General features: G+C 52.6%; 24 protein-coding genes. 10 read left to right on the top strand and 14 right to left on the bottom strand.

Annotation, left to right across the window (positions count from 1 at the left end):
- Positions 1-71: 71 nt before the first annotated feature.
- On the bottom strand, positions 72-305 hold the full coding sequence (locus DSM3645_RS31150) for a hypothetical protein (protein ID WP_002650809.1): 234 nt from the start codon (positions 303-305) through the stop codon (positions 72-74).
- A 32-nt stretch (positions 306-337) separates the two neighbouring features.
- Here DSM3645_RS31150 and DSM3645_RS04310 point away from each other — a divergent pair, with 32 nt between their 5' ends.
- Positions 338-2,224 (top strand): DUF4365 domain-containing protein, encoded by a 1,887-nt coding sequence (locus DSM3645_RS04310; RefSeq protein WP_040351597.1) that lies wholly within the window; start codon positions 338-340, stop codon positions 2,222-2,224.
- 168 nt (positions 2,225-2,392) lie between these two features.
- On the opposite strand, the gene DSM3645_RS04305 is transcribed toward DSM3645_RS04310, so the two are convergent.
- From DSM3645_RS04305 to DSM3645_RS04260, 11 genes are all read right to left on the bottom strand, one after another.
- Positions 2,393-2,656 (bottom strand): hypothetical protein, encoded by a 264-nt coding sequence (locus tag DSM3645_RS04305; protein WP_002650807.1) that lies wholly within the window; start codon positions 2,654-2,656, stop codon positions 2,393-2,395.
- 97 nt (positions 2,657-2,753) lie between these two features.
- On the bottom strand, positions 2,754-3,785 hold the full coding sequence (locus tag DSM3645_RS04300; protein WP_002650806.1) for a hypothetical protein: 1,032 nt from the start codon (positions 3,783-3,785) through the stop codon (positions 2,754-2,756).
- Positions 3,786-3,924: 139 nt separating this feature from the next.
- Positions 3,925-5,076: a DGQHR domain-containing protein DpdB gene (dbpB, locus tag DSM3645_RS04295; RefSeq protein ID WP_002650805.1), complete on the bottom strand. Its 1,152-nt coding sequence runs from the start codon at positions 5,074-5,076 to the stop codon at positions 3,925-3,927.
- Between the two features lie 18 nt (positions 5,077-5,094).
- On the bottom strand, positions 5,095-6,336 hold the full coding sequence (gene dpdA / locus DSM3645_RS04290) for a tRNA-guanine transglycosylase DpdA (RefSeq protein WP_002650804.1): 1,242 nt from the start codon (positions 6,334-6,336) through the stop codon (positions 5,095-5,097).
- A 2-nt stretch (positions 6,337-6,338) separates the two neighbouring features.
- Positions 6,339-7,487 (bottom strand): DGQHR domain-containing protein DpdB, encoded by a 1,149-nt coding sequence (gene dbpB / locus DSM3645_RS04285; RefSeq protein ID WP_002650803.1) that lies wholly within the window; start codon positions 7,485-7,487, stop codon positions 6,339-6,341.
- A complete protein-coding gene (locus DSM3645_RS04280; RefSeq protein ID WP_002650802.1) occupies positions 7,480-8,424 on the bottom strand; it encodes a hypothetical protein in 945 nt (314 codons plus the stop codon). The genes dbpB (DSM3645_RS04285) and DSM3645_RS04280 overlap by 8 nt, the downstream gene beginning before the upstream one ends.
- A 205-nt stretch (positions 8,425-8,629) precedes the next feature.
- Complete coding sequence (gene queE / locus DSM3645_RS04275; protein WP_002650801.1) at positions 8,630-9,265, bottom strand: 7-carboxy-7-deazaguanine synthase; 636 nt, start codon at positions 9,263-9,265, stop codon at positions 8,630-8,632.
- Positions 9,262-9,966 (bottom strand): 7-cyano-7-deazaguanine synthase QueC, encoded by a 705-nt coding sequence (gene queC, locus DSM3645_RS04270; protein ID WP_002650800.1) that lies wholly within the window; start codon positions 9,964-9,966, stop codon positions 9,262-9,264. The genes queE and queC overlap by 4 nt, the downstream gene beginning before the upstream one ends.
- A gap of 163 nt (positions 9,967-10,129) precedes the next feature.
- A complete protein-coding gene (locus DSM3645_RS31145; protein WP_002650799.1) occupies positions 10,130-10,552 on the bottom strand; it encodes a hypothetical protein in 423 nt (140 codons plus the stop codon).
- A gap of 44 nt (positions 10,553-10,596) precedes the next feature.
- On the bottom strand, positions 10,597-10,971 hold the full coding sequence (locus tag DSM3645_RS31740) for a DUF123 domain-containing protein (protein WP_390072384.1): 375 nt from the start codon (positions 10,969-10,971) through the stop codon (positions 10,597-10,599).
- Positions 10,972-11,039: 68 nt separating this feature from the next.
- Positions 11,040-14,870 (bottom strand): ATP-dependent DNA helicase, encoded by a 3,831-nt coding sequence (locus DSM3645_RS04260; protein WP_002650798.1) that lies wholly within the window; start codon positions 14,868-14,870, stop codon positions 11,040-11,042.
- Positions 14,871-15,405: 535 nt separating this feature from the next.
- On the opposite strand from DSM3645_RS04260, the gene DSM3645_RS04255 reads away from it, so the two are divergent.
- Genes DSM3645_RS04255 through DSM3645_RS04240 form a run of 4 tightly spaced genes read left to right on the top strand, consistent with a single transcriptional unit; the run spans position 15,406 to position 17,842 of the window.
- On the top strand, positions 15,406-15,774 hold the full coding sequence (locus DSM3645_RS04255) for a hypothetical protein (protein ID WP_002650797.1): 369 nt from the start codon (positions 15,406-15,408) through the stop codon (positions 15,772-15,774).
- Positions 15,771-15,965, top strand: coding sequence for a DUF2997 domain-containing protein (locus DSM3645_RS04250; protein ID WP_002650796.1), 195 nt, complete (start codon positions 15,771-15,773; stop codon positions 15,963-15,965). Before DSM3645_RS04255 ends, DSM3645_RS04250 begins: the two co-directional genes overlap by 4 nt.
- A 60-nt stretch (positions 15,966-16,025) precedes the next feature.
- Positions 16,026-17,507 (top strand): AAA family ATPase, encoded by a 1,482-nt coding sequence (locus DSM3645_RS04245; RefSeq protein ID WP_002650795.1) that lies wholly within the window; start codon positions 16,026-16,028, stop codon positions 17,505-17,507.
- Between the two features lie 44 nt (positions 17,508-17,551).
- Positions 17,552-17,842 carry a hypothetical protein gene (locus DSM3645_RS04240; RefSeq protein ID WP_040351596.1) on the top strand — a complete coding sequence of 97 codons (291 nt, stop codon included), beginning with the start codon at positions 17,552-17,554 and terminating at the stop codon, positions 17,840-17,842.
- A 31-nt stretch (positions 17,843-17,873) separates the two neighbouring features.
- Here the strand turns inward: DSM3645_RS04240 and DSM3645_RS04235 are convergent, their stop codons facing one another.
- Positions 17,874-18,095: a helix-turn-helix domain-containing protein gene (locus DSM3645_RS04235; protein ID WP_002650793.1), complete on the bottom strand. Its 222-nt coding sequence runs from the start codon at positions 18,093-18,095 to the stop codon at positions 17,874-17,876.
- A gap of 119 nt (positions 18,096-18,214) precedes the next feature.
- Here DSM3645_RS04235 and DSM3645_RS04230 point away from each other — a divergent pair, with 119 nt between their 5' ends.
- The 3 genes from DSM3645_RS04230 to DSM3645_RS04220 all read left to right on the top strand — a co-directional run bounded on the left by DSM3645_RS04230 (position 18,215) and on the right by DSM3645_RS04220 (position 20,748).
- A complete protein-coding gene (locus tag DSM3645_RS04230; protein WP_002650792.1) occupies positions 18,215-19,420 on the top strand; it encodes a hypothetical protein in 1,206 nt (401 codons plus the stop codon).
- A gap of 128 nt (positions 19,421-19,548) precedes the next feature.
- Positions 19,549-20,484, top strand: a complete 936-nt coding sequence (locus DSM3645_RS04225) for a hypothetical protein (protein ID WP_040351595.1) — start codon at positions 19,549-19,551, stop codon at positions 20,482-20,484.
- A 12-nt stretch (positions 20,485-20,496) separates the two neighbouring features.
- Positions 20,497-20,748: a hypothetical protein gene (locus tag DSM3645_RS04220; protein WP_002650790.1), complete on the top strand. Its 252-nt coding sequence runs from the start codon at positions 20,497-20,499 to the stop codon at positions 20,746-20,748.
- On the opposite strand, the gene DSM3645_RS04215 is transcribed toward DSM3645_RS04220, so the two are convergent.
- On the bottom strand, positions 20,745-21,362 hold the full coding sequence (locus DSM3645_RS04215) for a hypothetical protein (protein ID WP_002650789.1): 618 nt from the start codon (positions 21,360-21,362) through the stop codon (positions 20,745-20,747). The genes DSM3645_RS04220 and DSM3645_RS04215 overlap by 4 nt on opposite strands.
- Before the next feature lie 108 nt (positions 21,363-21,470).
- On the opposite strand from DSM3645_RS04215, the gene DSM3645_RS04210 reads away from it, so the two are divergent.
- Together DSM3645_RS04210 and DSM3645_RS04205 are read left to right on the top strand one after the other, a co-directional pair.
- On the top strand, positions 21,471-21,695 hold the full coding sequence (locus DSM3645_RS04210; protein ID WP_002650788.1) for a hypothetical protein: 225 nt from the start codon (positions 21,471-21,473) through the stop codon (positions 21,693-21,695).
- Between the two features lie 43 nt (positions 21,696-21,738).
- Positions 21,739-21,942, top strand: a complete 204-nt coding sequence (locus DSM3645_RS04205; protein WP_002650787.1) for a hypothetical protein — start codon at positions 21,739-21,741, stop codon at positions 21,940-21,942.
- Positions 21,943-22,008: the final 66 nt, after the last annotated feature.

The raw sequence follows: 22,008 nt of genomic DNA, 5'->3' as shown, positions 1-22,008 counted from the left end.
AAAAGGGCAGGGGAAAGTGAGCGGACCCTGGTTTTCGGATGAATCCCTAACAGGCCGTATGAAGAGCTCGCTCAATCCGCTGGCATCTTCATCATAAACACCTGGAACGCCAAGTATGCGGCAACGAATGGGATCAGGGATAATTCCGCCGAAGATGATGCGAACTTTAGAACCGAGGCGAAAAAGCAGTTCAGCACTATACGCAGCATCGGTGGCACATGCTGAGAATGGAGATCCATAACAACAAGGCGCTGCTCCAATACATTGGTGAAGTTTGCCGCGATGCAGTCGACACGGATCGCCAAGAGAACTTATTTGTTTAAAAGCACAACCAGATATGCCGAGAAAGCCTAAGCGTAGCCGTTCTCACGAACTCGAAACCGAGTCTCGAATCGCTTTTGAAGCGGCTCTGCCCTCTAATTGGGTCTTTCGCTCCATGGTCCCAGATTACGGTATCGACGGCTCCGTCGAGATATTTGAGGAGAAGGGCGAAGCAACAGGTAACCAATTTCTTGTTCAATTAAAAGCCAGTGAGACCTGGGGAAATAAACGCCGACTCGCGCTGAAACGGTCTACATTCGACTACCTTGTCGAGCAACCTCACCCTTGCATTATCGTAATATATGACGCGACGACCAAGGAAATCAGATATCAGTGGCTTGAAGGTGTTCCAAGCTACACGATTAACGTGAGTGATCGCTTCGTCAGCCTCCCTATAAAGCACTTTGAGTTATTCAAAGATGTTTCTGCGAGAATTGAACACGAACTAGTTCTCTTGCGACAACTAACGAATGGACAGTACAGGCTCCCGATTGGCTTGCGTGTTGAGATCGCGCCAAACGCTACTCCGGATTTTCGATATTTGACTGCTGCCGAAGTTGTCGTAAAGCGGTCGCGAGGATTACTTCGCCTCGCTTCGGAAAAATACAAAGGCGTAGCGGCCTGTATTCGCGTAGGAGAAGATGGGATCATTTTTCAACTGAGCATCCGATACCATGTCACCGGCATTTTGGATGACTCAGAGTCGATGGAGGAGTTGGCCGAAAGCATATTAGTGGGAATCATGCTGCTATTAGTTGCGGCTCAAAGATTCGACCTGCTCAATAATTTTGCGCAGGTGTTCGGTGGATGTCCTTGGCTCCATTCTAATCGCCAGTACATGTTCTTTGTTGGCACTGTTCTATGTACGAATGGTTGCGCACTGGCCGGCTTCAGAATTCTAGTCGGGCTAATTGAAAGCGATTGCACCACGGACGAAATACGGCAGGTTCGAGTCGGGATATCTGACGCTCTGGCCGAACCTATTGCGGTTTCATTTGCTTGTAATTTACTCGTACAATTTCGAGATTCAGGTTCTTTTTCGTCCGATTGTGCCTCCGAATTCGATTGGCTGCTTGCTGTATTGCATTTTCAACTCGACCTGCGTGAGAGCTATCGGCTTTACCGCAAGGCCTTGCGTGGCCAATCCGCATTCAGGCAGGATCCGAAGTTCTGGTTCGAATTGGCACAATGTCAACTTCAGCTAGGGCGATACTCAAGTGCAAAACGAAGTTTCTTGTTTGGGCATTTTCTCGAACCCAGCAACGACTTGCTGTACGGCGCTGGCGTTGCTGCTTTTTCGGTGGGTGAATTGACTTCGGCGGAGAAACTGTTTCTGGAGGCCGGTCATGGGGGGATGCGAGGGATAACTCGCCTCAAGCTCCTCGCAATCCGCATCATTCGACGTTATACGCGGGCCGACAAGGTCGATCGTTTCTCTGAAAAGGCTTACGAGCTATTGATTCCTCACTCGGGAACTCTGGTGCCGAAAGATGCTTGTTCCGAGGTCCTGAATCTTGACCCTCTCAACGCAATTGCCTGGCGGAATATGGGGATTCATAACGCAAATGAAGGCAACATCAAGATTGCAGCAGAGATGGTTTTGGTTGCGGCTTCACTTGCTCGTGACGAAGGCCGGTATTGGGCTGAGGCTCATTTCTTGGTGGTCTCGCTGGGAAAAACTCGGTTGGCACTGCAAATTCTCTACGCCGGTTTTTGGGTGAAAGGTGCTGCTTTTGCTGCCGATATTAGGGAGGTAGCGGAAAAGGAATTGCAGATGCCGCCCGTGCCACTTGAATTCTTAAACGATATGATGGCTCGGGGAAGTTCCGAGCATCAACACGCTAATGACCAGGCGGATAGACGCTACAGTTCTTGGTTGAAGCAAGTCAATAATCGCGGTTGAGAATTTTTCTACATGTCATGTTTGGAAATGAGGATGGGAGCTAGATTCATCGCGCGAACCAAGTTGTGTTTGACGTCGCTGATTCCCACAGTTGGTGAGAGATTTTCCACAATGCTCCAAATGCGCGTTACGGGTAGTTCTGTGTCGCATCTCACGCAATCCGTTGATTCACTTGGCATTGGGGTGCTGCGCTGGGGCGCTGGACGGATCAGCCAATGCTCTACGAATATCGGCAGCAAATTCGGGATTTTCCTGCTCAACACTGTCCGCATAAACATGCAGGGCCTTCACTGCGTGCGGGTCTCCGCCAGAGTAGTCGAGCACGATGTACCTGGATTCAGAAGGACTTGGTTTTCCGTCAATGCGGACGACCGAGTACCTTTCGGTGAACCCGCCCTTGGAATAACCGGATTCGCTCGTTTTCGTTGTCATCTGATTTCTCCTTATAGTTGAAGAGGAATTGGCCTTTGTTATTGTCGCACTTCCAGTGACACGTTAGGTCAAAACCATCCGAAATCGGCAAACGCGATCATTTCTCATATACAGCGAGGACATTAAGGGCAGCTCCTTTGCGCATTGTGCCCACCAGACGCAATCCAACAGAAAACCCTCGCTGCACGAAATTGTACGCAAATACCCCCGTATCGAAAACGCCAGCAGGGACGGCGTGTAGATGCATCTCTTCTCCCTTTTCGTTCAGCACGAGTCGATAGTCAATCCACCGTATACCGCCTCCGTGTTTGGCTGACGCTTGTTCGATCACATCCATCGCCATCCAGGAATCGTACAATTCTTCGTTCGTGGCCAACGCAAACTTCTCGCGTTCCTGTATAGCTTGCCCCGCTTTTGAGTCCACTTGCCTTGCTGATTTGTACTTACTCAATACGCTCCGGAGCAAATCTGGCGAGTTCTTCGCCTTCAGGAAGGCTCTGTCCCCAACCTCCGGATAAAGTTTCTCGATAGCCCCATTCTTAAACTCCGCTGCCATGGGGAGAATTGGAACGCCAGCGGGCACGTCTATGAAGAAAAGCGAGCGAGGAAGTTCACTAATGAAGTTGTCGGAGAGCCAGTTCTCCGTATTTGGAAAGGCATCGGTGTTCACGGTTTGGACTCGATTTCGCAGATTTGCAAAGTAGTGCAGAGCTAAGTGCACTAATTGCCTTTGCGGAGTATGGATCGAGTGCAATTCGATTATGCGTTTTTGTGAATCCAAGTTCTCGGACATATGTTTGCCCCCTAATTGTCCCTTAACACCGCCCTTGGCACTGGCTTTGGCTGAACCTTTCAAGAACGGGAATACCGAACATAAAGCATTGAGTAGTGCATTTGGCTCGATAGTAATTTCAGTTGACAATTCGGCCGCAGCCTCACCTCCTGCTTCGACTGTAAAGTTCTTTGTACTCTCCTTCCCAATTTCGAGCGAGGTGGAACCCTCACTATGTTCAGGTTGGACAATCGCGTCATGGAACCGGCCAATCTGTTCTGCATCAATGAACAGTGGGGCGTCGGCGAGCCAGCGCAATTCGGAAGGAACCGTAGCTTCGTTTTTTTGATTTGACATTGAGGCACCTAACCTGCTTGTTTGTTGAATGAGATTCTCGTCAGTCCAATTCCGAATTCGGGCAAGTGGTCCATATGCCCGGTGGAGGCGATACCGAGAGAGAAGACGACGACGCCTTTTGTCGATTTACTATTACTACCTACTTCTTCCAAACCAGTTCACGATACATGCCTAGCAAGTGGCTTGAGAGCAGTTGAATGTGGCGAGGAACGTTTTGCACTTCATTCCATTTGAGGATGTTTCCCCCGTCGAACTCCCAGGAACCCTCTGTCCAACTGCAGACCTCCTTAAGCGGCATCAGTTCCTTTTTGAACAGTTCCTTCGAGAGCGACTTGGTCTTGCGATTGCGGTCGGCGATTGTATCCATCAGAAAGCCCATCGAAATAAAGCCTGCACCGTGCATCAAGCGAGACTTTCTGGGCAAAAGGCCCCAGGCGTCGGGAAACACTTCTGCGACGGCCGACCAGAAGTGTTTCAGCAATTTAAGCTGGTCTTCGATGTCCGTGTATAAGTAGAGGACGCCATCGGTGAGGCTATTCTCCAGCATCTTCAGGATCGTGTTGTCAGCTACAACACCGGTGCCGTTGGTTGGCGTCCGAATCATGCCGTGAAGCGGTGAGTCTTCATCAAAGTTCATTCGCTCTGACAGCAATGCGGGATGGCGGCGACGTTGCAGCGCCATCGGTAGTTTGCCACCGGTGGACGGCAGCAGTTCGTAGATCAATCCCTTGGGTAGCGGTTTGGTTGCATTCACCAAAATGAACTGTTGGCGCTGCTCCTCCAGTCCCTCTGCCAGGAAGCCAATTACGCAAACGGGAAAGCCGGAGATTCTGGCGTCTCGCAGAGCGGCTGACCGCTGCTGGCCGTCGACGATCCAGCCGGGTTTGTCTTCCTCGATGATCGAGTTGTCGATTGGGATTTCAAGGACGCCAGATCGACTAAACGGAGAATCGGTCCCCGCTTTTCCAGGATCGGGTTTGAACTTCACCGTGTCATCAAACGCAACAACGATCGCGTTGGGGAGCAAGGGGTTCTCTGATTCCAGGTAGGCTCTGATTTGGTTGATGTGGGCCATGACCTCAGGACGTTGGTATCCTTCGAGTCCCTCTTCGCCTTGGCGACTGACTCGGGAGATCGTGCAAAAGTCATGTAGGCTCTTGCCATCTGCTGCAAAGCTGTAAAGCTTCCTGTTCTTGCCCTGCTTCACTTCAATTGCAGCGAGTCGCAATACCTTAACGTTCTTGTTGGCCGACTTTGCAGTTGTCCGTTTTTTCATTGTGGCGGTCGCCATGCGTGGCGTGTCCTTCAATTATGCAACCGCGATGCGACTGCGGATCTTTTTTAGGCGGTTGTGAGTAACAAAAACATTGTGGAACCCTCTCCGGCGGTTTCGCTCAGCACCGCGAAAGATGAGAACGTTAATGCCGAGTTCTTCGCAAACGGTGCATTTGCATTCTTTCCATGGTCGATCGCGGAGCGTCGCTTCGTATTCCGTTGCATAATTCCGAATGCTGCCGAAGAGAGCCTGGTATTCGATTAGTAATTCGATTAAGTCGGCACGAGGAAAGCGGCGCTTGTCGAAAAGTTGCAAGGCTTGCATGCATTCACGTTCGAGGCGAAAGGCGTCACTTTGCTTAACCTCTCCCGATAGGATTCGATTCTTTAGCTTAACATTGACGTCGACTTGCGGAACTCTTATGGCGGCGTAATTCCGGTCTTTGCCGTAGTAGTTTTCTTTGTCTTCCTTGAATGCCTGGAAAAGCGGCGAAGTACTGTCGAAGCTGACAACTCCATGCTTGGCGAATTGCTTGACATGATCGAGTCGCGTGACGCCAAACAGATGGAGACGAGTGTCGGATTTCAGTTTCGGAGCAATTGGCTCGAGTATCTCCATGATTTCGCGAGACTTTAGCGGAACCAAACCTCCGATGGCTATGTACTTGTAGCCCATCTTCTGGAGCGCACTGAATGCTCTCGAATACGACTTGGGGCTCCAGCCTTGAACAATGCCAAGCGGTTCAAAGCATACACGCTCTTTTCTGCAAGTCTGAATGAAAGCCCTCGCGAGTTCGAGCGTCAATTCTTGCCGATCAACACAGTCTTTAGGGACAGCATCTATGCCTGGCAGCGTCGAGTCCCAGTCAGGGTTGTACTGCAGGATAATATGGTCAATAGACGCCCCATAGTCGAACCCAGCGTCCTGATAGAATCGAATGACGTCGTCAACGGTGACGGGAGGAACTGGTTCCTTGACGTAAGTGAACGCTCCGCAATCGCCGATGACTTTCATGCCCGGTGGGATTCGCAGAAACTCTTTTACGCCCTCAACAGCAAATCGCCGCTGCTGACCCAACGTGTACCGACCGGTCCCTGCGCCAGTTCCTTCGACGATCGCCTTGGAAACGAGCATTCCGTCATAGGGGGGCTTCTTGTAGACCTCGTGCGCATATAAGTCATCGCGCTGGCGGATTCTGGTATCGCTACGTTTCTCTGTGACAAAGTCAAAACTTGGGTCGACTAAGTCTTGGCTGTCCGGGAAAAAGAACTCCATGATTAACGATTGCCCTTCGCCTGCAGATACCCTCTGATCAGGACGCTACTGAGTATGTTGATGTGCCGAGGCACGTTATTTACATCGTTCCACTTCATTCCATCCATGTCATCCCAATTTCCTTTCGTCCAGCGGCAGATTGGAGCAACCAGCTTTAGCTCGCGGATGATATCGGCCTTGGCGGATTTTTCTCGGAGGTTGATGACGGGCATGATCCGATCCATCAAACGGCCCATCGCTCGCAGGCCTGCGCCGTGCATGAGTCGACTTTTTGATGGCGGCTTGCCCCACGCTTCGGGGAAGACTTCGCGGACGGCGGACCAGTAGACGACGAGCAGAGAAGTGATTCCGTCGAAGTCCGTTTCTCCAGTTGCGATATTGCGGTACGAGAAGAGGCATCCCGATGGTTGCGACAAGCTTTCTTCGACCATCTTTACGATCGAGTTGTCGACGATCACAGTTTCGGGCTTTTGTTCTTTGGGTGTCGATGCTCGTTTAATAATTCCAAAGAACGGCGATGACTTTTCACGATTGAGCCAGTCGCAAATCGCCGATGGCATTTTCTTAGCGGACAAATTAGCCGGCAGGTTGCTGCTGACCTCTGGAAGCAACTCCGTGATCAAGCCGCGGGGAAGCGGTTTGGAGCTGTTGACTCTCAAAAACTGATCCCGTTGCAGATCAACTTCGTCCGCAATGAACGCATTCACGGGAATCGCCAAGTCGCGGCGTTTGCATTTTGACAATGCAAGAGCGCGTTGCTGACCATCGACAATCCAAGCGGGTTTGGGGCCATCGCCGGTTGGCAGATGAATTTCAATCGTTCCGGCTTTTGCGAATCCGTCATCAGTAGCTGGTCCACGACTCTGCTTGAACTTCACGCTGGACGAAAGTGCGAGAATGATCGAGTTCGGAAAAATAATTGAGTCCGAATCCAGGTAGTCGACGATGTTTTGCACGTGTTGCCGAACGTCTGGGCGCTGGTAGCCGAGCAGCTTTCCGTCTTCATCACGAGAAATTCGTGAAATATCGGCTACCTGCAACAATTCGCTGCTCGTGAGCGTAAACATGTAAAGCGGATGGTCGACATTCTGGTCGATACGGAGAGCACGTCGTTGAATCGGGGAAACTGTATCGTTCTTTCGTCTAGCCATTGATGCTCTCCACAACTTCTCTGTAGAGCGCCGAAAAGCGCTTTTGCTCGCAGGCTTTGTTTTTGTTTCGCAGCATTCGCAATAAAGGAGTGTGCCGCAAGGAACTGTTCTGGTTTAACTGTCGGAGAATAAACTGCCTAACCTCATCGTCCGTCATCGGTTCGCGATCGTACTTTTGAATTGCTGGTTGTTGGCGGAGTAGTTTTCGGTATCGCGCCGCAAGGATCGAGGCGCGAGGCGGAACCCGTGCCTCCCGCAGTATCTTATTCGCAAGTCGAGTATTGAGCGAGCGACGAGCGCCGCCAGTTGCTGCTTGAAATCGCGCGTCGCAGGGCACTAGATTCGCATCAAGTCCGTCAAGCGAGTTGACGCCAGAGCAGACAATTGAAAGCTGGTCAGGATCACTTAGCTTGGGCAGCCCTTTACGAATATCGTCCGCAATTGCTCGCAAGTAATTTTTGGAAGCTGCTACCAACAACGAACGATTGGGGTAGGCCGCCATTAAGGCGGCGAGGCTACGTGGACGATCCTCAAATTGGGCTTTCCATCGCGAAGTTAATTGCCACCATTGTTTGAAAGCGTCAGGTCGTTCGTCGTCGGATAGGGGGGCTGAAATGGAGTCGGGGTGATTTTGAGAAAACGTCGCTGCGTACGGTGTGATGAGGTCGTCAAAACGAACGAGACCAAGTCCCGCGGAGCAGACCCAAATGTCAATTTCAAAAAAGGCAGATCCAAAACTCCGTACATTCGACCAGTGGTCGCCAGCATAAAGATCCTTGACGATGACCCGGTTGCGTTTGTTGCGATTGATCCTGGATTGCCATTCCTTGAAACGGGCACGGAGGGAGTTACCCGGAACGTTTCGTAGTTTGCATTCCTCGGGAACGGGCTGTTTTTTGTCTTTCGTGCATGTCACGACGACATTGACGACATTCATGCGGCCATGGCCTCAAGTTTTGGCTGGTTTATCGCAGCCATTTATGGTTTCCATTATAAGAGCGTTCACGGACGCGGGGGGCATGAGCGGCGCACGTAAACTGTCGCGGAATAAATGCCAAAGCAAGCGTGCGCACTGCTATCGATTGGGCGTGCGAATTCAATGCTAGACCCTTTCTTAGGGATCTTTAGAAAACGCTTCGCCCCTATGGCAATCCGATCAATTTATGAGTCTGGATGCTGAGTTCCCATTGGGGATGCTTGAGGCAATATTGTGCCGCAAGTTGGGTGTTCTGCTCTCGCGACAGTCCATCCATCGGTTGCAGGAAGAAATGATCGAAGTCGAGGTTTTCGTACTTCGTAGGCTCACCACCAGGCTGTGGAAACACCAGTTTAAGTTCGTCCCCGGCTCGCAGGATGCATTCCGCATTTGCCTTAGGGCTGACAGAAATCCAGTCAATTCCGGGCGGTGGAATCTTGGTCCCGTTGGTTTCAACGGCGACTTCAAAGCCCTCATCGTGTAGGGCTTCGATCACGGCCTCATCAAGTTGCAGCAATGGTTCCCCGCCGGTGCATACGACCATTTTGTTGGCATTCCAGCTTTCCGGCCACTTTGCGGCAACGGCACCTGCCAATTCGAGAGCGGATCTAAAAACGCCGCCGCCTGGGCCATCGGTGCCAACAAACTGGGTGTCGCAAAATTGGCAAATGGCCGAAGCTCGATCTTGTTCTCGGCCAGACCATAGATTGCAGCCCGTGAAGCGGCAGAATACTGCGGGGCGACCGGACTTGGCCCCCTCGCCTTGGAGCGTGTAATAGATCTCTTTGACGAAGTACTTCATATTCCTGCCATTTCGTGGTCGACGTAGCGAGTTGGGTCTTCCTGGCCGCATTGTTGGAAGCCCTGGCGTCGCAGAATACAAGCGTCGCAATGTCCGCATGCTCGTCCGTCGCCGTTTGCTTCGTAGCAACTAACAGTCGTCGAGTAGTCGACCCCCAGTTCGATCCCTGCCTGGATGATTTCGGCTTTGGGCTTGTGGATTAGGGGCGTGTGAATGTTCAATTGGGGGCCAGACCCAACCGCCTGTGCGGTCGCGAGATTGGCCATCGCTTGGAACGCCGAAACATACTCAGGCCGGCAGTCTGGGTATCCGGCGTAGTCCAGCGAGTTTACGCCAATGAAAATGTCAAATGCTTCCCTCACCTCCGCTATAGCCAACGCATACGACAAAAAGATCGTGTTTCGGGCTGGAACATAAGTGATTGGAATTGCCGCGGTCATCTCATCGAGCGTTCGATCTTTGGGGACGTCGATCATATCTGTCAAAGCGGATCCGCCGAACGCCCGCAAGTCGATGTCTATTACCGTATGATCTTGAACGTTAAATGCCTTTGCAGTTCGCCGCGCCGACTCGACTTCTGATTGATGCCGTTGCCCATAGGCGAAAGTGAGAGCCGATATTGTAAACCCTTGCGATTTCGCAATCGCAAGCATTGTGGTCGAGTCCAGGCCGCCGCTCAAAAGTACAATCGCTTTCGACATCTGATTCCCCCCAATTAGTCTGTCGGAACACGAAAATCACAAGCCCGGCATCTGCTTGCAGTACATAAACTACCGTGTTGGAAGCGACTCAGTCAACGTCCAACTGCGTAATTATGCAACGTAGTCCCGGTGCAGTTAATTTGGTGTTCGTTGCAATACGAGTTCAGCAGTTAATTTCGAGACCTCTCTGGCCAAAATACTCGAACATACGGATAAAATCCCCGGGATAAGATCTGGTTTTTTCTGATTGGCGTTGATCAAAAAAAACAGGGCAGGTTATCGCTGCTCGGTATTCAATATTCAATTGATGTTCCCTCCGAACGGTCTGGGAACTTACTCGAGTCTGGCGGGCATTTTTCCCAATTGAGAGTTTCCCCTCCGCCAACAGTTCGCGAATCAACTGGATCTTCCTATGGGGAATCCGCCGCGATCGCCCACGGTCGGGCGTCTTGCCGCCGACAACGGCCTCGCGGATCTCGGCGTGATGGGCGTCGGCGATCGCCTGGACCGATGTGCCCTTGCGGTGGAGTTCGGGAATTATCCAGTTTGCGTTACTAGGGTACGCCGCGAATACTGAGTAATCCAATTAGATTGATGTCCGAGGCGATGCTCGGCAAGTAAGGATGCTCCTTACGAGAATGCACTTTTTTTCCCTCGACAAACTCTACTAATACTGGCTGATTGTTTCCCAGGTTCCGCAAGTTTGCGCGAAACGACACGATCCGAGAATTGGAAAAAGTGGGACGCGCATCCAGCGGAACAATCATGTGCATCAAATTTCTGGACTGGGACGCAAGCACCCGACAGCTTGCTTGTAGCATCAGCCCAGATGTGCTCTGTATGGGGATCGTTCGGTGTGCAGTGCCAAACTTCGCTGAGAATCGCATGCTCACGGAAGTAATCGATGTTCCAGTGCATACGCTTGCCATGTTCACCACAGCGTTGGTGTCGTGCGAAGCGGCTAGAGGCTGTCCAGGTCGCCGACGTCGGCGCAGCATTACGCAGTCGGTCTGCGCCGATTTGAGCGGCTGCAAGCGAGGAATTTCAAGCGAATCCTGGCGAATTGCGGGACGCTAGGAGCCGAATATTTCTTCAATCATCCGATTTATAGCCATTGCGTCGATGCCGCCTTTGAGGTCGTCTTGCGTGGTGATAAGAGTCCCGTTTGGACCGTGGCCCTCGGTGCGTGCAAGAATTCCATGATCTCGGTACCATTGCTCCTTCTCGACCCAACGTCGGCTGTAATCTTGATTGCCGAGCATCCCGAGATGTTCCCAGTAATATTTCTTTCCTGAATCGTCGTCTTCGATCGTAAAGTCAGGGAATTTGTTCTGTGGCTCGCCATCGAGTGTGAGTTCGACTTCGTAGTCGTATTCGATTTTTTTAGCGTGAAGCAGGTTAGCAATGATTACCTCGGATTTGGAGCGAACGAGTTCACCACGTGTCGTGTTGTGAATGAGTCGTTCTTCAAGAAATGCCCCCTTTATTTCAATGGGACGAGGGGGTCCGAACAAGTTTGTTAAACGGCAGGCGGCGGCAGAGAATCGTTCGGAGCTAAATCGATGCAAATCGGTCGCTGAGCCTTGCAGCAGCACTACTACCTTTTCTTTCTGACGAGTAAGCGCTGTGTACAGCAGCTCGCGCGTGACCATTAAAGGGGAACGCGGTAGAACCAGAAATACCTTTTTGAACTCGCTTCCCTGGGCTTTGTGCACAGTCAATGCGTATGCCAGCTCAAGGCTGGCCTCACCTTCTTCCTTAAAGTCGCTTGGGTAGAACTTGAACGAAGTTCCCTGCTGTGTCGAGAATTCGATTTCAAGATATTTTGGATCCCAAGACTTTTTCTTTGTTCGCCGGTGTCCAATTACGACTCCAATCTCACCATTCGCTAGATACCCGTCTTTATCTGGCGTTGGATACATTCGCTTCTTGTACATTCGTTGATTTCGATTGTTAATGACCTTATCGCCATAGACAATCTGGTGCTCTCCCATTGGGCTGGGAATGCTGCGTCTCCCTTTGAAGTTCCTCGCCTGCTCGATGGTTCGTTCCTTATAATACCTATGGATTAAGCGATTCAGCGTCTCGACTCCCCAAGGTTTTTGCCGAACCGGACTGAGAATCTGCCAGGCTTCGGCAGCGACGCCTGCGCCGTCAAATTTCCCCCACTTGCCATTGAACCAGATGGATCCACTGTCATCGGGATTGCCTCCTAACGATATGCTGAACGCTTGCCAGTCTTCATTTTCGGCTTTGAATTCAAGGGTCTCCCGAAGCACCTTAGGTAATTTTCTTTCCAGCTCATCCGGCGTCTCCCACGTGACGAATTCAACTGTCTCGCTTTTTCGCTTTCCAGATAAAATCTCAAAGACCTGGTCATCGCCAGCACTTGTTTCGCCGCTGCCGAACCACGATGCAAGCAACAGATCGTCACGCTCGCCGGCCCCTTGGCGACGCGGAATCATAAGCTCTGTGTAGCCTGGGGCCACGTGTGGTTCGTCAGCCGGGAACACATCTGGCTGAAGACGCGTCACGATGTCAATGAATGGTCGACCAGCGCCAATTGGCGGAAGCTGTCGATAATCGCCAACAAAAATTAGGCGATCAACTTTGATTAACGATTCGATGAGCGCAGCCATCATCTCCTCGGTCAGCATCGAGCACTCGTCGACGATCACCGTCTTGGCAAGCGGATCACCCCGTTTTCCAGTCAATAGGTATCGTTGCGTGTTCCTGTCATAACGCCCAGATTGGCTTAAATGTTGCGCCAAAGTGAACGCCTGGCTATTCTTTATCCCCGCTTTGCGAGCGACATCCTCCATGCGGACACGTGCTTTGCCGGTAGGAGCCAATAGCAGAACGCCTTCCTTGCTAATGCGAGGTTGTGCGCACAGCACAGAAAGTAGAGTTGTCTTTCCCGTGCCAGCGCGACCGATGAGAACGCTAAATCGAGATGATGCGAGTTCTTCTAGTGCCGCCGTCTTTTCCTTTCTGGCGAGCTCTTCTATTTCGCGTTCTCCAACATCGCCTGGGAGGACGACTCCGTTGCTTTCGAGAAAGGAATTGAGTGATTTTCGCCAATCGGTTGTGGATTCATGCCGTTTACCGTCGATGCGATTTTCAACAGTGCGACGGATCAGATCACCGGCCGCACCAAGGCGTTCGAGTTGATATGCTGCTCGATCATCCGCCATTTTTACGATACGGATCTCATCCTTAAATAGCTCTTCTTCGGCGACCGTCATTAGGTCCGCTGTTACCTGGGCCTTCTGTTCATCGTCGTCCCCAGCATGTCGTCTCAGGTCGCGAATGACGTCTGCACGCTGGCGAAGGGTATCGCCATTCTGCGCCGCATCTTCGAGATTACGTATGGTTAGGGCACGTAGGCGACGAGTGTCTACCGCTGTTTTTACAATTGAGGGCTCGGGAATTGGGAATTTCGAGCGAATCATTGCGTTTGGAAACAGACCGCGATCCACGATCCCGATCGAGACCGGATCGGCAGCGAGGCGCGTGGTTTCATAAATCAAATATGGATTTGCGACAAAGTCGTCGTCCGTGCAATTTATTTCCCAATCCTCTCGCTCTTCCGGCGAAACCAACACGCTTGCTTGATCCTGTGTTAGATCCAGCCGGCTTAGCAGTTCGAGGAAGCTGCGCCTTCCCGTACCCATTCGTTTCCACGACTTCGCGATCGTCTTGTCGATGCGCCGTGCAAGTTCGGCAGGCAAATGCGACGAGGGGTCCTCTAGCGCCGCGAACCAGGCCGGCCATGGACTGTCCTTCTCGCCAACCTTGTCTATCAGGGCCTGAGCGACGAAGTTTCCTAACGTAACTCCCGTCGCTGTCAGAACCGAGCCAATCCCAGGGAACGGTCCCCGCTTGTTCCAGAGGCGTCCCAATTCGCGATCGACCCACTTCTCGTGGGCATCCGATACATAGCCAAACAATTCGGAACTACGTTGCAGTGCATCTCGAATTGAAAGCAGCGCGCTTATCGCCGCATCGTTGCTGACGTGCTCGGTTCCGTACGAAAACTCGTTAAATCGGTCATCCGGTGAGAATGCGACTGCGTCTGCCGGATTGAATGCGCGTCCCTCATCACTTTTGATTAATGCTTCGTGATATGGCAGCAAAAACCCGTCCGTGCAATCCGGGCGTATCGAATGCGTAACCATGCACTCCCATAGCATGCTCCGTAACTGGTCTCCAGGATCTCCGTCATATTTGTATTCAGTAAACTTTCCGAGATGCTTGACGCGACCAACGCCAATGAGCACTCGCCGACCAACATCTTCCACCAACGGAACTTGTTTAGCGTAGAAGAATACCAAGGAGTCTTTCGGGCGAACGTGTTTCCAGAAGCATTCCAACAGAGCAAGGTGATTGCGGCGATCTTGAACCCAGTTTGTATTGAAGCCAAGTTCTTCTTCCGAGGGCTCGAATTCCAAATCGACACCGTCAATCGGGTATCGATCGACTTTGGGGATAATTTCTTTATTCTTTGGATTTCCAAAAACCTGATCTCGCATCATCCAGAGAAATGGAACGGCTGCTGCGGAATAGGCCGGATGACGCAATGCCGTAGGGCGGAAGTGTCCATGAGTCTTTGAGTTGTTCTTCGCGTAGGGGTGCTCGACAACGCGGTCAAATTCAAAGTCGGCCATGAACGTTGCGCGTTCTTTGACGCAAGGCGGCAGTTGTATCCCTTGCTTCTGCAAATCCAGTATAGAAGTTGCCGCGATTGCTTCTTCGGCTGCTTCATCCTTACTGTCAGCGATCCCTTTCAGCTTGAGGCAAGAGGTGTTGTACTTCGGTTCTTTGCAGATAGTGCCCGCCCATCCGTTATCATGCCACGGAACACGAACGGACACATGTTGCATGGGATAGGAAAGGTCTGCCATGGTTATTGACTTTCGTGCCTTCGAGAGTTCATGACTGGGGATGTAGCATGCGTCGCAGTTTATCAGACGGAAGTATGCGTTCGTAGTATCCGTTTTCTAGGTGGCCGATTCCAGCCTCAATAGTCAAGAATCCGTCAATGCCTGTTGATTAATCGACTTGGCGAACCACTCGGGCAATGTGGTCGATTGATAAGCATCTCGCCGCCGAATTGTTACGTGGAAGTGAAGTCGCTTCGCCGTGGAGTTGTATAGATTGTGACCGCGAGTAGCTGGAATTCGATGCGATATCGGTCCAAAATTCGCGGAGATTCCTTTATTTAGAGTTCTGGGGCTGTTTCAAACGCGTGCTGGAAAATCAGCTTAATCCAAGCACATTTTGCGTCATGTAAGTTGAGACTCTCGGCTTACCAGTGCTGAGTTGCCGGTCTGCATGCGCAACTCTTTGCCCTCCAAGATTTATTGGAGACCGAGAGGCTGCTTCGTTTCTTGGCGAGTCAATTCCGGCTCGTCGCTGTTCGCCATTCTGGAGGACCCAATGTCACACATCGTTTCCATCGCGACCGAAGTCCGAGACCCTGCCGCCATTCGGCTGGCGTGTGATCGGCTTCGCTTGCCTGAGCCAGTCTTCGGCAGGGCACAGTTGTTTAGTCGGTCCGAGACCGGCTGGGCCGTGCAGTTGCGCGACTGGCGATATCCGGTCGTCTGCGACGTCGCAACGGCGAAGGTCGCCTTCGACAACTACGGCGGCCGTTGGGGTGACCGTAGTCATCTCGATCTATTTCTGCAGGGATATGCGGTCGAGAAAGCCAAGCTCGAAGCTGTCAAAAAGGGGCATTCCGTCTTTGAGCAATCGCTCGAAGACGGTTCCATCAAACTTACTGTCAATGTTCGAGGCCAGGTATGAATCGAACCATCGAGATCACGGTCACCAAGGATGGCCAGACCCGCGTTGAGACGAAGGGATTTATTGGCGCTGAATGCCGAGATGCGAGTCGTTTTTTGGAGCAGGCCCTCGGACAGCAACTCGACGAACTGCTCAAGCCAGGCTTCCACCAATCTGAATCAGTGCAGCAGCAGATTCGCTCCGGCAACTAGACATCTCTTAACGTCGCTTTTGTTTCTTGACGTCGCCTCTCTCATTCATGGAGCCATTCAATGTTATTGAATCAGCATCTCGGGGAGTACGTACGCGCGTGCTTCACAGGCATATGGATCGAATCGCACGAGCATCAGGACGCCCTCGTGGCGATCGCACAGCTTTGTCGCGAAGAGAACTGGCGGATGGCCGCTTGGAATTTGGAATCGGGACTACGAGCCCCGGGAAATGAATCACAATCGTCAGCCGGTGATCCGCTCGGGGCGATTCGTGCGATCAACACGCTTGCTACGCCGGATGGCACTACGCTGGTGGTCCTGCAAAATTTTCACCGGTTTATCCAATCGGCGGAGATCGTGCAGGCCTTGGCGCATCAAGTGCTCGCCGGCAAGCAAAATCGCACCTTCGTCGTGATTCTCTCGCCGATCGTTACCATTCCGGTCGAGCTTGAAAAGCTGTTCGTAGTTCTCGAACATGAACTTCCCGATCGCGAGCAGCTACGCGAGATCGCACTGGGGATCGCAACGGAGGAGGGAGAATTTCCCGACGGAGCGGGACGGGAAATCGTGCTGGATGCAGCGGTTGGCCTAACACGCTACGAGGCCGAAGGGGCATTCAGTTTGTCATTGGTCCGCGAAGGCCGGCTGACCGCGGCGACGCTGTGGGAGCAGAAAGCCCAGATGCTTAAAAAGAGCGGATTGCTCGAACTCTACCGAGGAGGAGACAATTTTAGCCAGCTTGGTGGCTTGAATTCGCTCAAGGCATTTACCAATCGGGCCCTTCTGCGACCGAGCCGAGGTAATCCGCTCAAGCGCCCACGAGGCGTGATGCTGCTCTCGCCGCCTGGTTGTGGCAAATCCCAATTCTGTAAAGCGCTCGGGAGCGAAGTGGGACGACCGGTGCTGATCTTGGATGTCGGAAGTCTATTGGGCTCGCTTGTTGGCCAGAGCGAGGAGCGGACGCGGATCGCCCTGCGGACTGTTGACGCGATGGCCCCCTGCATTCTGATGATCGATGAAGTGGAAAAGGCATTCTCCGGGATCAACGGTAGCAATGATTCCGGCGTCGCGAGTCGAATGTTCGGCACGTTCCTTTCCTGGCTGAACGACCACGAATCGGATGTCTTCGTCGTCTGCACCGCCAACGACGTCGCCAAACTTCCGCCAGAGTTCAGCCGCAGCGAGCGCTTTGATGGTGTGTTCTTTGTCAACCTGCCTGACCGCAAAGAGAAGGATACGATTTGGGGAATCTATCGCGAGCTGTTTGAGATCCCCGCGGATCAGGATTGTCCAAGCGACGATCAGTTCACGGGGGCCGAAATCAGAGCCTGCTGCCGATTAGCAGCCTTGCTCGATGTTCCGCTTGCTCAGGCAGCCCAGTATGTTGTTCCCGTGGCCGTCACCTCGGCCGAATCGATCGAGCAACTTCGCAAATGGGCATCGGGAAGATGCCTGGATGCAAATAAACCGGGGCTTTTTCAATACTCGGGAAACAGTCCTAAACCGCGGCGGCGCGTCGCACGCGATCCGTCCAACAACTAGGCGACCCTTGTACCGTGATCAATTGAACTAAGGGCAAACAGCGAATGTTCGACCATCGCCATTTAGCCACAATCCGTGCTGCGCTCCGCTACTGGCGTGACGAAATGACACCGCATGGAGCGTCGGCAACCGCGGCCTACCTTCGAGCGGATGACGCGGCGTTACTCGACGCCGCTGAAATCGCCGAGCTGATTCGAGACCTGGAAACGCTGCAAATCGGCTATCTAGTCCTCGACGGCGGCACGCAAGCGGTAGTTAGAAACCAAATCCAAGCAGCGCCGCCTCCAATTGTGGGCTCGCCGCTGACCTCCAAAATTGCGGTTGTGTTGTACTGAGCCGGCGCGTAACCGGCCTTCCGAACTGGGGTTAGAGCCCCTTCATCAGTTCGGAGATCGAAATGTCGAGCGACTCTGCAATCCGCTCGATGTTACGCAGCGCTAGATTTCTCTCCCCACGCTCGATCCCGCCAACGTAGGTGCGGTCGAGTTCGCAGATATGAGCAAACGCCTCCTGCGAGTAGCCCCGTTCGGCACGCAGTTCACGGACTCGCTCGCCAAACCTGATCAGAATGTCTGCTTTTTTCGCCATGTCGCTAATTTGGCGACAATGACTACCATAAGGCCACGGACTATAAGTATCATTTAGTTTCGGCCTGAACCCTTGCGAGAGCTATCCCGAAGATTTTACTGCCTTACGGAGTACATCCAATGTCGAAAGATGACGTTCGAAAAAACGAGGGCGAAGAGATGGTCGCCTTGAACAGGCTGGCTTATCAACTTGGCAAGATGGTTTCCCGTCTGCCGGAGGTTGGCAGCCTGATCGTCTTATTTCTCATCATCGTGATCGGACAATTCCTGGGAATCATCAGCCCGTTAATCGGCTGGATTGTGATCACGGTCAGTGCTGTACTGCTCTGCTTCAACTTTTTTCTCCGAAGGTGGCGAAGGTCAAAAGCTGGACCGCAAGCGGACATGGCGGAGTTCAAAGAGTTGATCATTCCCGGAGAGTCTTCGCCCGAATCCCTCGTTCATGTTGCTTCCAAGCCCAGATCGAGAGGTGACGGTGGACTTGCAGCAGCATTTGCAGATTTCTATCGAGCGTATCCATTTGCGAGCCTCGGGGGGATCTTGCTTCTTTTAGTTACCTTAGGAGTGTTTTTTGATCTGTTGGAAACATCCGTCGCATTTGCCATTTTCCTTTTTGGGGCAATGTTCCTGGTTGCGCTAAACGTGTTTGGGCAACTCTTGAAATTGCCTCCTTTGGTTTTGGTTTTTGTAGTCATCGTCGGCGCTTCCGTTAAATCATGCAATGATCGAGCTAGAGATCGCCAGCATCGTGCGGCGGTTTCCATGGCGATGAATCATCAGCCCTTGGCCGGCCATGGGCAAAGACAGAAAGCCAAGAGCACCGAGGCGTATTGGCAGGCGACGGTCTCCTCGCGTCATTTATTTCGATTTGGACCTCCGCTGCCCCCGGTGCAAAACCAAGTGGATTTTGATCGACTCATCCATACGATGCGAAAGAATGTCCGTGAGACCCGAGAGGCGACCAATGACAATTTGGATGTCGACTTGGATCTAGTCGCATTATCCCAGAGATTACTTTCAACCGATGAACTTGAACTGCAGTGGGCCGAGGATACGGCGAAGTTTTTAAATTTTGGAAATGCTGACGAAAGCCTGCCTTCGTATGAAGACGCCTTGAATCAACTTAACGAAATGACGGAAGAACAACGGCAGCAACTTCCACCTGAAGTCCAGGCATGTCTATCTGATCTATTCACTTTGATGGAAACGAGACAAAGCTTGAGCAGTGAGGTGGAAGCTATACAGGCAACACTTCGCAATCGCTATCCGACGCAAAGGTTCCCACTTCCAGAACTGGAGAGCAATTCCGAGGATCCTGCGCAATAAACTTCAACTAGCTAGTTGGAGCAAAGAGCAAACGTCGACACCAAGCCGTGGCAAGTTCTCTATCTGGGGAAACTTGCCGCGGCGTTTTTATTTCTTGTTTCAGCAACTCAACCATATTGGAAATCGTCATGGCCGTAGTAGTAGAAAATGAGTTAGATACGTCTTCGACTCAGCGGCTGCAGTCAACCATGGCAGCCGCCCGACTCAGCTTCACGTGGCTCGGAGTACGCAAGTCGCTCAGCTCGCACCAGCGTGACCAAGCGGCGGACTCCTTCGGCGCGGAGGGAAAGTTTCTCTCCGCCGGCAAAAAGCTGCTCGATACGTCGCATCCCGCATTTAAGGCGGTCACAGCGATCCGGGGACAGGCGTTGCACTACTGGAAGGGAATGAGCCTTCCTTTTCCGGAGCCTGGCATCCGCCTGATTCGGCAGGACTCCATCGCACATTTCGATACTCGGATGGCCGAATTTAAGGAGGAGCTTGACGAGGCGGTGATTGAACTCGACCGTCACTTCGCGGAGCTGCGCCAAGCAGCCCGAAGTCGCCTGGGCGAGCTTTACAATTCCGATGATTATCCACCTTCTTTGATCGGCATGTTCGCCATCGAGCACGATTATCCAAGCGTGGAGCCTCCGAATTATCTACGTCAACTGAATCCCGAGCTCTACGAGCAGGAATGTCGCCGGATGCAGTCACGATTCGATGAGGCGATTCAATTGGCCGAACAGGCCTTTCTGGAGGAGATCGCCCGACTTGTCGATCACCTGGCCGAGCGACTGAGTGGCCAAGGCGACGGCAAGCCCAAAGTCTTTCGTGACTCGGCGATCGGCAATCTGACTGAGTTCTTTGAGCGATTCCGCCAGCTCAATGTGCGGTCGAATCCGCAACTTGATGAACTGGTCGATCGTGCTCGCCAGATTGTCACAGGAATCGAGCCGCAGCAACTGCGAGATAACGACACCCTGCGAAGCCAAGTTGCCACTCAACTAGGCGCGATCCAGGCGTCGCTGGACGGCCTGCTCGTTGATCGTCCGCGTCGCAATATTTTACGTCGCCCACGATGAGGAGCCGCGAAGATGCAACTTCTTATCTCATGTAATGGCGATGTCCGTTGCATTTACGACGAGGCGTTACCGCTGCGGGCGCTCGGTCACGTCTCAATTGCCCGTGGATCGCATGTGGAACCGACCGAAGAGGGAAATTGGACAGCGGATCTATCGCCGGTGAATGGTCCGCTGTTAGGCCCTTTTGAGTCTCGTATCGCGGCGCTCGCCGCTGAACATGCCTGGCTGACTCAGAACTGGCTTGAGGCTGCTTCGCGAATCTAGCTGAGCATGCCGGCAACGAGCTTTAGCGCAGCACCGCTTGAGACTCGTCGAATCTGGAGCCAATCCACCAAGTGATCGTTGGGACAGAACGGATTCCGACCATTGGGATCTCGTCTCAGCACTCGCTCTAGGACATTGATTATCGGTTTCATCAGATCGACGAGTGAGCGAAGACTGGTAGTAGAGATGGCGAGCCAGATTGGGTTGCAGATCACTGGTGCGTCCCATTCCTTTTGAATGGCCGCGGTCCATTCTGATTTCCAGGCAAAGGTTGGATCTGACGGCGGAATGCGGTCCGACTCGACGGAGAGCAGCTTTCCCTCCGGAACTAGTCGACTACCGGATTCGATGGTCAGTCCGATGGGCTGGCCGACCAGTTTCGATGCCGTAATCGAGTTCAACTCGGGAAACCCACTTTGGTAGAAGCCCGATCGTTTCAGAGCCCGCATCGCTGGGCGGACAAGATTGTCGAGGTCGACGTTTCGTTGAGATTCCAGTCGGAATGTCAAAGACACATTGGCTAGATCACTTGCGCTGACGATCTCATCGACCCACAGGGCTTCATTTGCGTCCTCCCCGCCGATTGCGGAGCCCGCAATTTCAATCTTCAACATTTTCCGTGCCCCCCACATGCACGCGATTGTGTGTCGCTGGCTACCGCTTGAATCGCTGTCGCCGATGCAAGTGGCTCTGTTCATTACTTCCTTAAGGATACGTTCCCCATGACCCAAACTGAAATCGCACGAGCCGTGTCCAGCGCTACTGGCGAAGACCTGGCCGAAATCCGCCGCCGCGGCTTTTCACTCGCGGATCCCTTCGAGGTGAACTTCGATCCCGAACCGGATGATGTCGCCACCCAGATCATTGACTGGGACGACGCCGAACTCGGTCAGCCGTTTCCGGTCGCAGTTTCCCTGGCGGACTTGTTTGCTTATGAAGCGGATTGAAGGTCCCTCGCCAACCGCTCTACCCAGCCCCCGCGGAGCACAAATGGAATCAGATTACCAAGATGCGATCCATCGGTTCCTTGGCTGGTTCGCAGTTGCCTGCGTGATCGCGGCCATCCACGCTGGCCCGGTGACGATCCTGGTCTGGCTGGCCGTCGCTTATGTGTTGACGAGCATTGATGGCCCCGGCACGCCTGGGTCTGGCGGCAAGCCAGGAAGTTGCGGGAGCAGCAAGCGTCACAAGTAGGAATTGATAGAGCCTGTGCCGGCCAATTAAAGCGTCAATCATCTCAGCAGCCCGGCCTAATGGAGG

The organism is Blastopirellula marina DSM 3645 (genome assembly GCF_000153105.1).
GTDB lineage: Bacteria > Planctomycetota > Planctomycetia > Pirellulales > Pirellulaceae > Blastopirellula > Blastopirellula marina.
Note: the sequence above shows the minus strand (reverse complement) of the source record. Positions and strands in the feature narration are given on the sequence as shown.

Bases quoted from the DNA above. Each gene is read 5' to 3' on its own strand.
- DSM3645_RS04310 (WP_040351597.1), top strand. From the start codon at position 338: ATGCCGAGAAAGCCTAAGCGTAGCCGTTCTCACGAACTCGAAACCGAG.
- DSM3645_RS04255 (WP_002650797.1), top strand. From the start codon at position 15,406: ATGTCACACATCGTTTCCATCGCGACCGAAGTCCGAGACCCTGCCGCC.
- DSM3645_RS04225 (WP_040351595.1), top strand. From the start codon at position 19,549: ATGGCCGTAGTAGTAGAAAATGAGTTAGATACGTCTTCGACTCAGCGG.
- DSM3645_RS04280 (WP_002650802.1), bottom strand. From the start codon at position 8,424: ATGAATGTCGTCAATGTCGTCGTGACATGCACGAAAGACAAAAAACAG.
- DSM3645_RS04230 (WP_002650792.1), top strand. From the start codon at position 18,215: ATGTCGAAAGATGACGTTCGAAAAAACGAGGGCGAAGAGATGGTCGCC.
- DSM3645_RS04205 (WP_002650787.1), top strand. From the start codon at position 21,739: ATGGAATCAGATTACCAAGATGCGATCCATCGGTTCCTTGGCTGGTTC.
- DSM3645_RS04240 (WP_040351596.1), top strand. From the start codon at position 17,552: ATGTTCGACCATCGCCATTTAGCCACAATCCGTGCTGCGCTCCGCTAC.
- DSM3645_RS04305 (WP_002650807.1), bottom strand. From the start codon at position 2,656: ATGACAACGAAAACGAGCGAATCCGGTTATTCCAAGGGCGGGTTCACC.
- dbpB (WP_002650803.1), bottom strand. From the start codon at position 7,487: ATGGCTAGACGAAAGAACGATACAGTTTCCCCGATTCAACGACGTGCT.
- dpdA (WP_002650804.1), bottom strand. From the start codon at position 6,336: ATGGAGTTCTTTTTCCCGGACAGCCAAGACTTAGTCGACCCAAGTTTT.
- DSM3645_RS04300 (WP_002650806.1), bottom strand. From the start codon at position 3,785: ATGTCAAATCAAAAAAACGAAGCTACGGTTCCTTCCGAATTGCGCTGG.
- DSM3645_RS04215 (WP_002650789.1), bottom strand. From the start codon at position 21,362: ATGTTGAAGATTGAAATTGCGGGCTCCGCAATCGGCGGGGAGGACGCA.
- DSM3645_RS04250 (WP_002650796.1), top strand. From the start codon at position 15,771: ATGAATCGAACCATCGAGATCACGGTCACCAAGGATGGCCAGACCCGC.
- queC (WP_002650800.1), bottom strand. From the start codon at position 9,966: ATGTCGAAAGCGATTGTACTTTTGAGCGGCGGCCTGGACTCGACCACA.
- queE (WP_002650801.1), bottom strand. From the start codon at position 9,265: ATGAAGTACTTCGTCAAAGAGATCTATTACACGCTCCAAGGCGAGGGG.
- dbpB (WP_002650805.1), bottom strand. From the start codon at position 5,076: ATGGCGACCGCCACAATGAAAAAACGGACAACTGCAAAGTCGGCCAAC.
- DSM3645_RS04260 (WP_002650798.1), bottom strand. From the start codon at position 14,870: ATGGCAGACCTTTCCTATCCCATGCAACATGTGTCCGTTCGTGTTCCG.
- DSM3645_RS04210 (WP_002650788.1), top strand. From the start codon at position 21,471: ATGACCCAAACTGAAATCGCACGAGCCGTGTCCAGCGCTACTGGCGAA.
- DSM3645_RS04220 (WP_002650790.1), top strand. From the start codon at position 20,497: ATGCAACTTCTTATCTCATGTAATGGCGATGTCCGTTGCATTTACGAC.
- DSM3645_RS04235 (WP_002650793.1), bottom strand. From the start codon at position 18,095: ATGGCGAAAAAAGCAGACATTCTGATCAGGTTTGGCGAGCGAGTCCGT.
- DSM3645_RS04245 (WP_002650795.1), top strand. From the start codon at position 16,026: ATGTTATTGAATCAGCATCTCGGGGAGTACGTACGCGCGTGCTTCACA.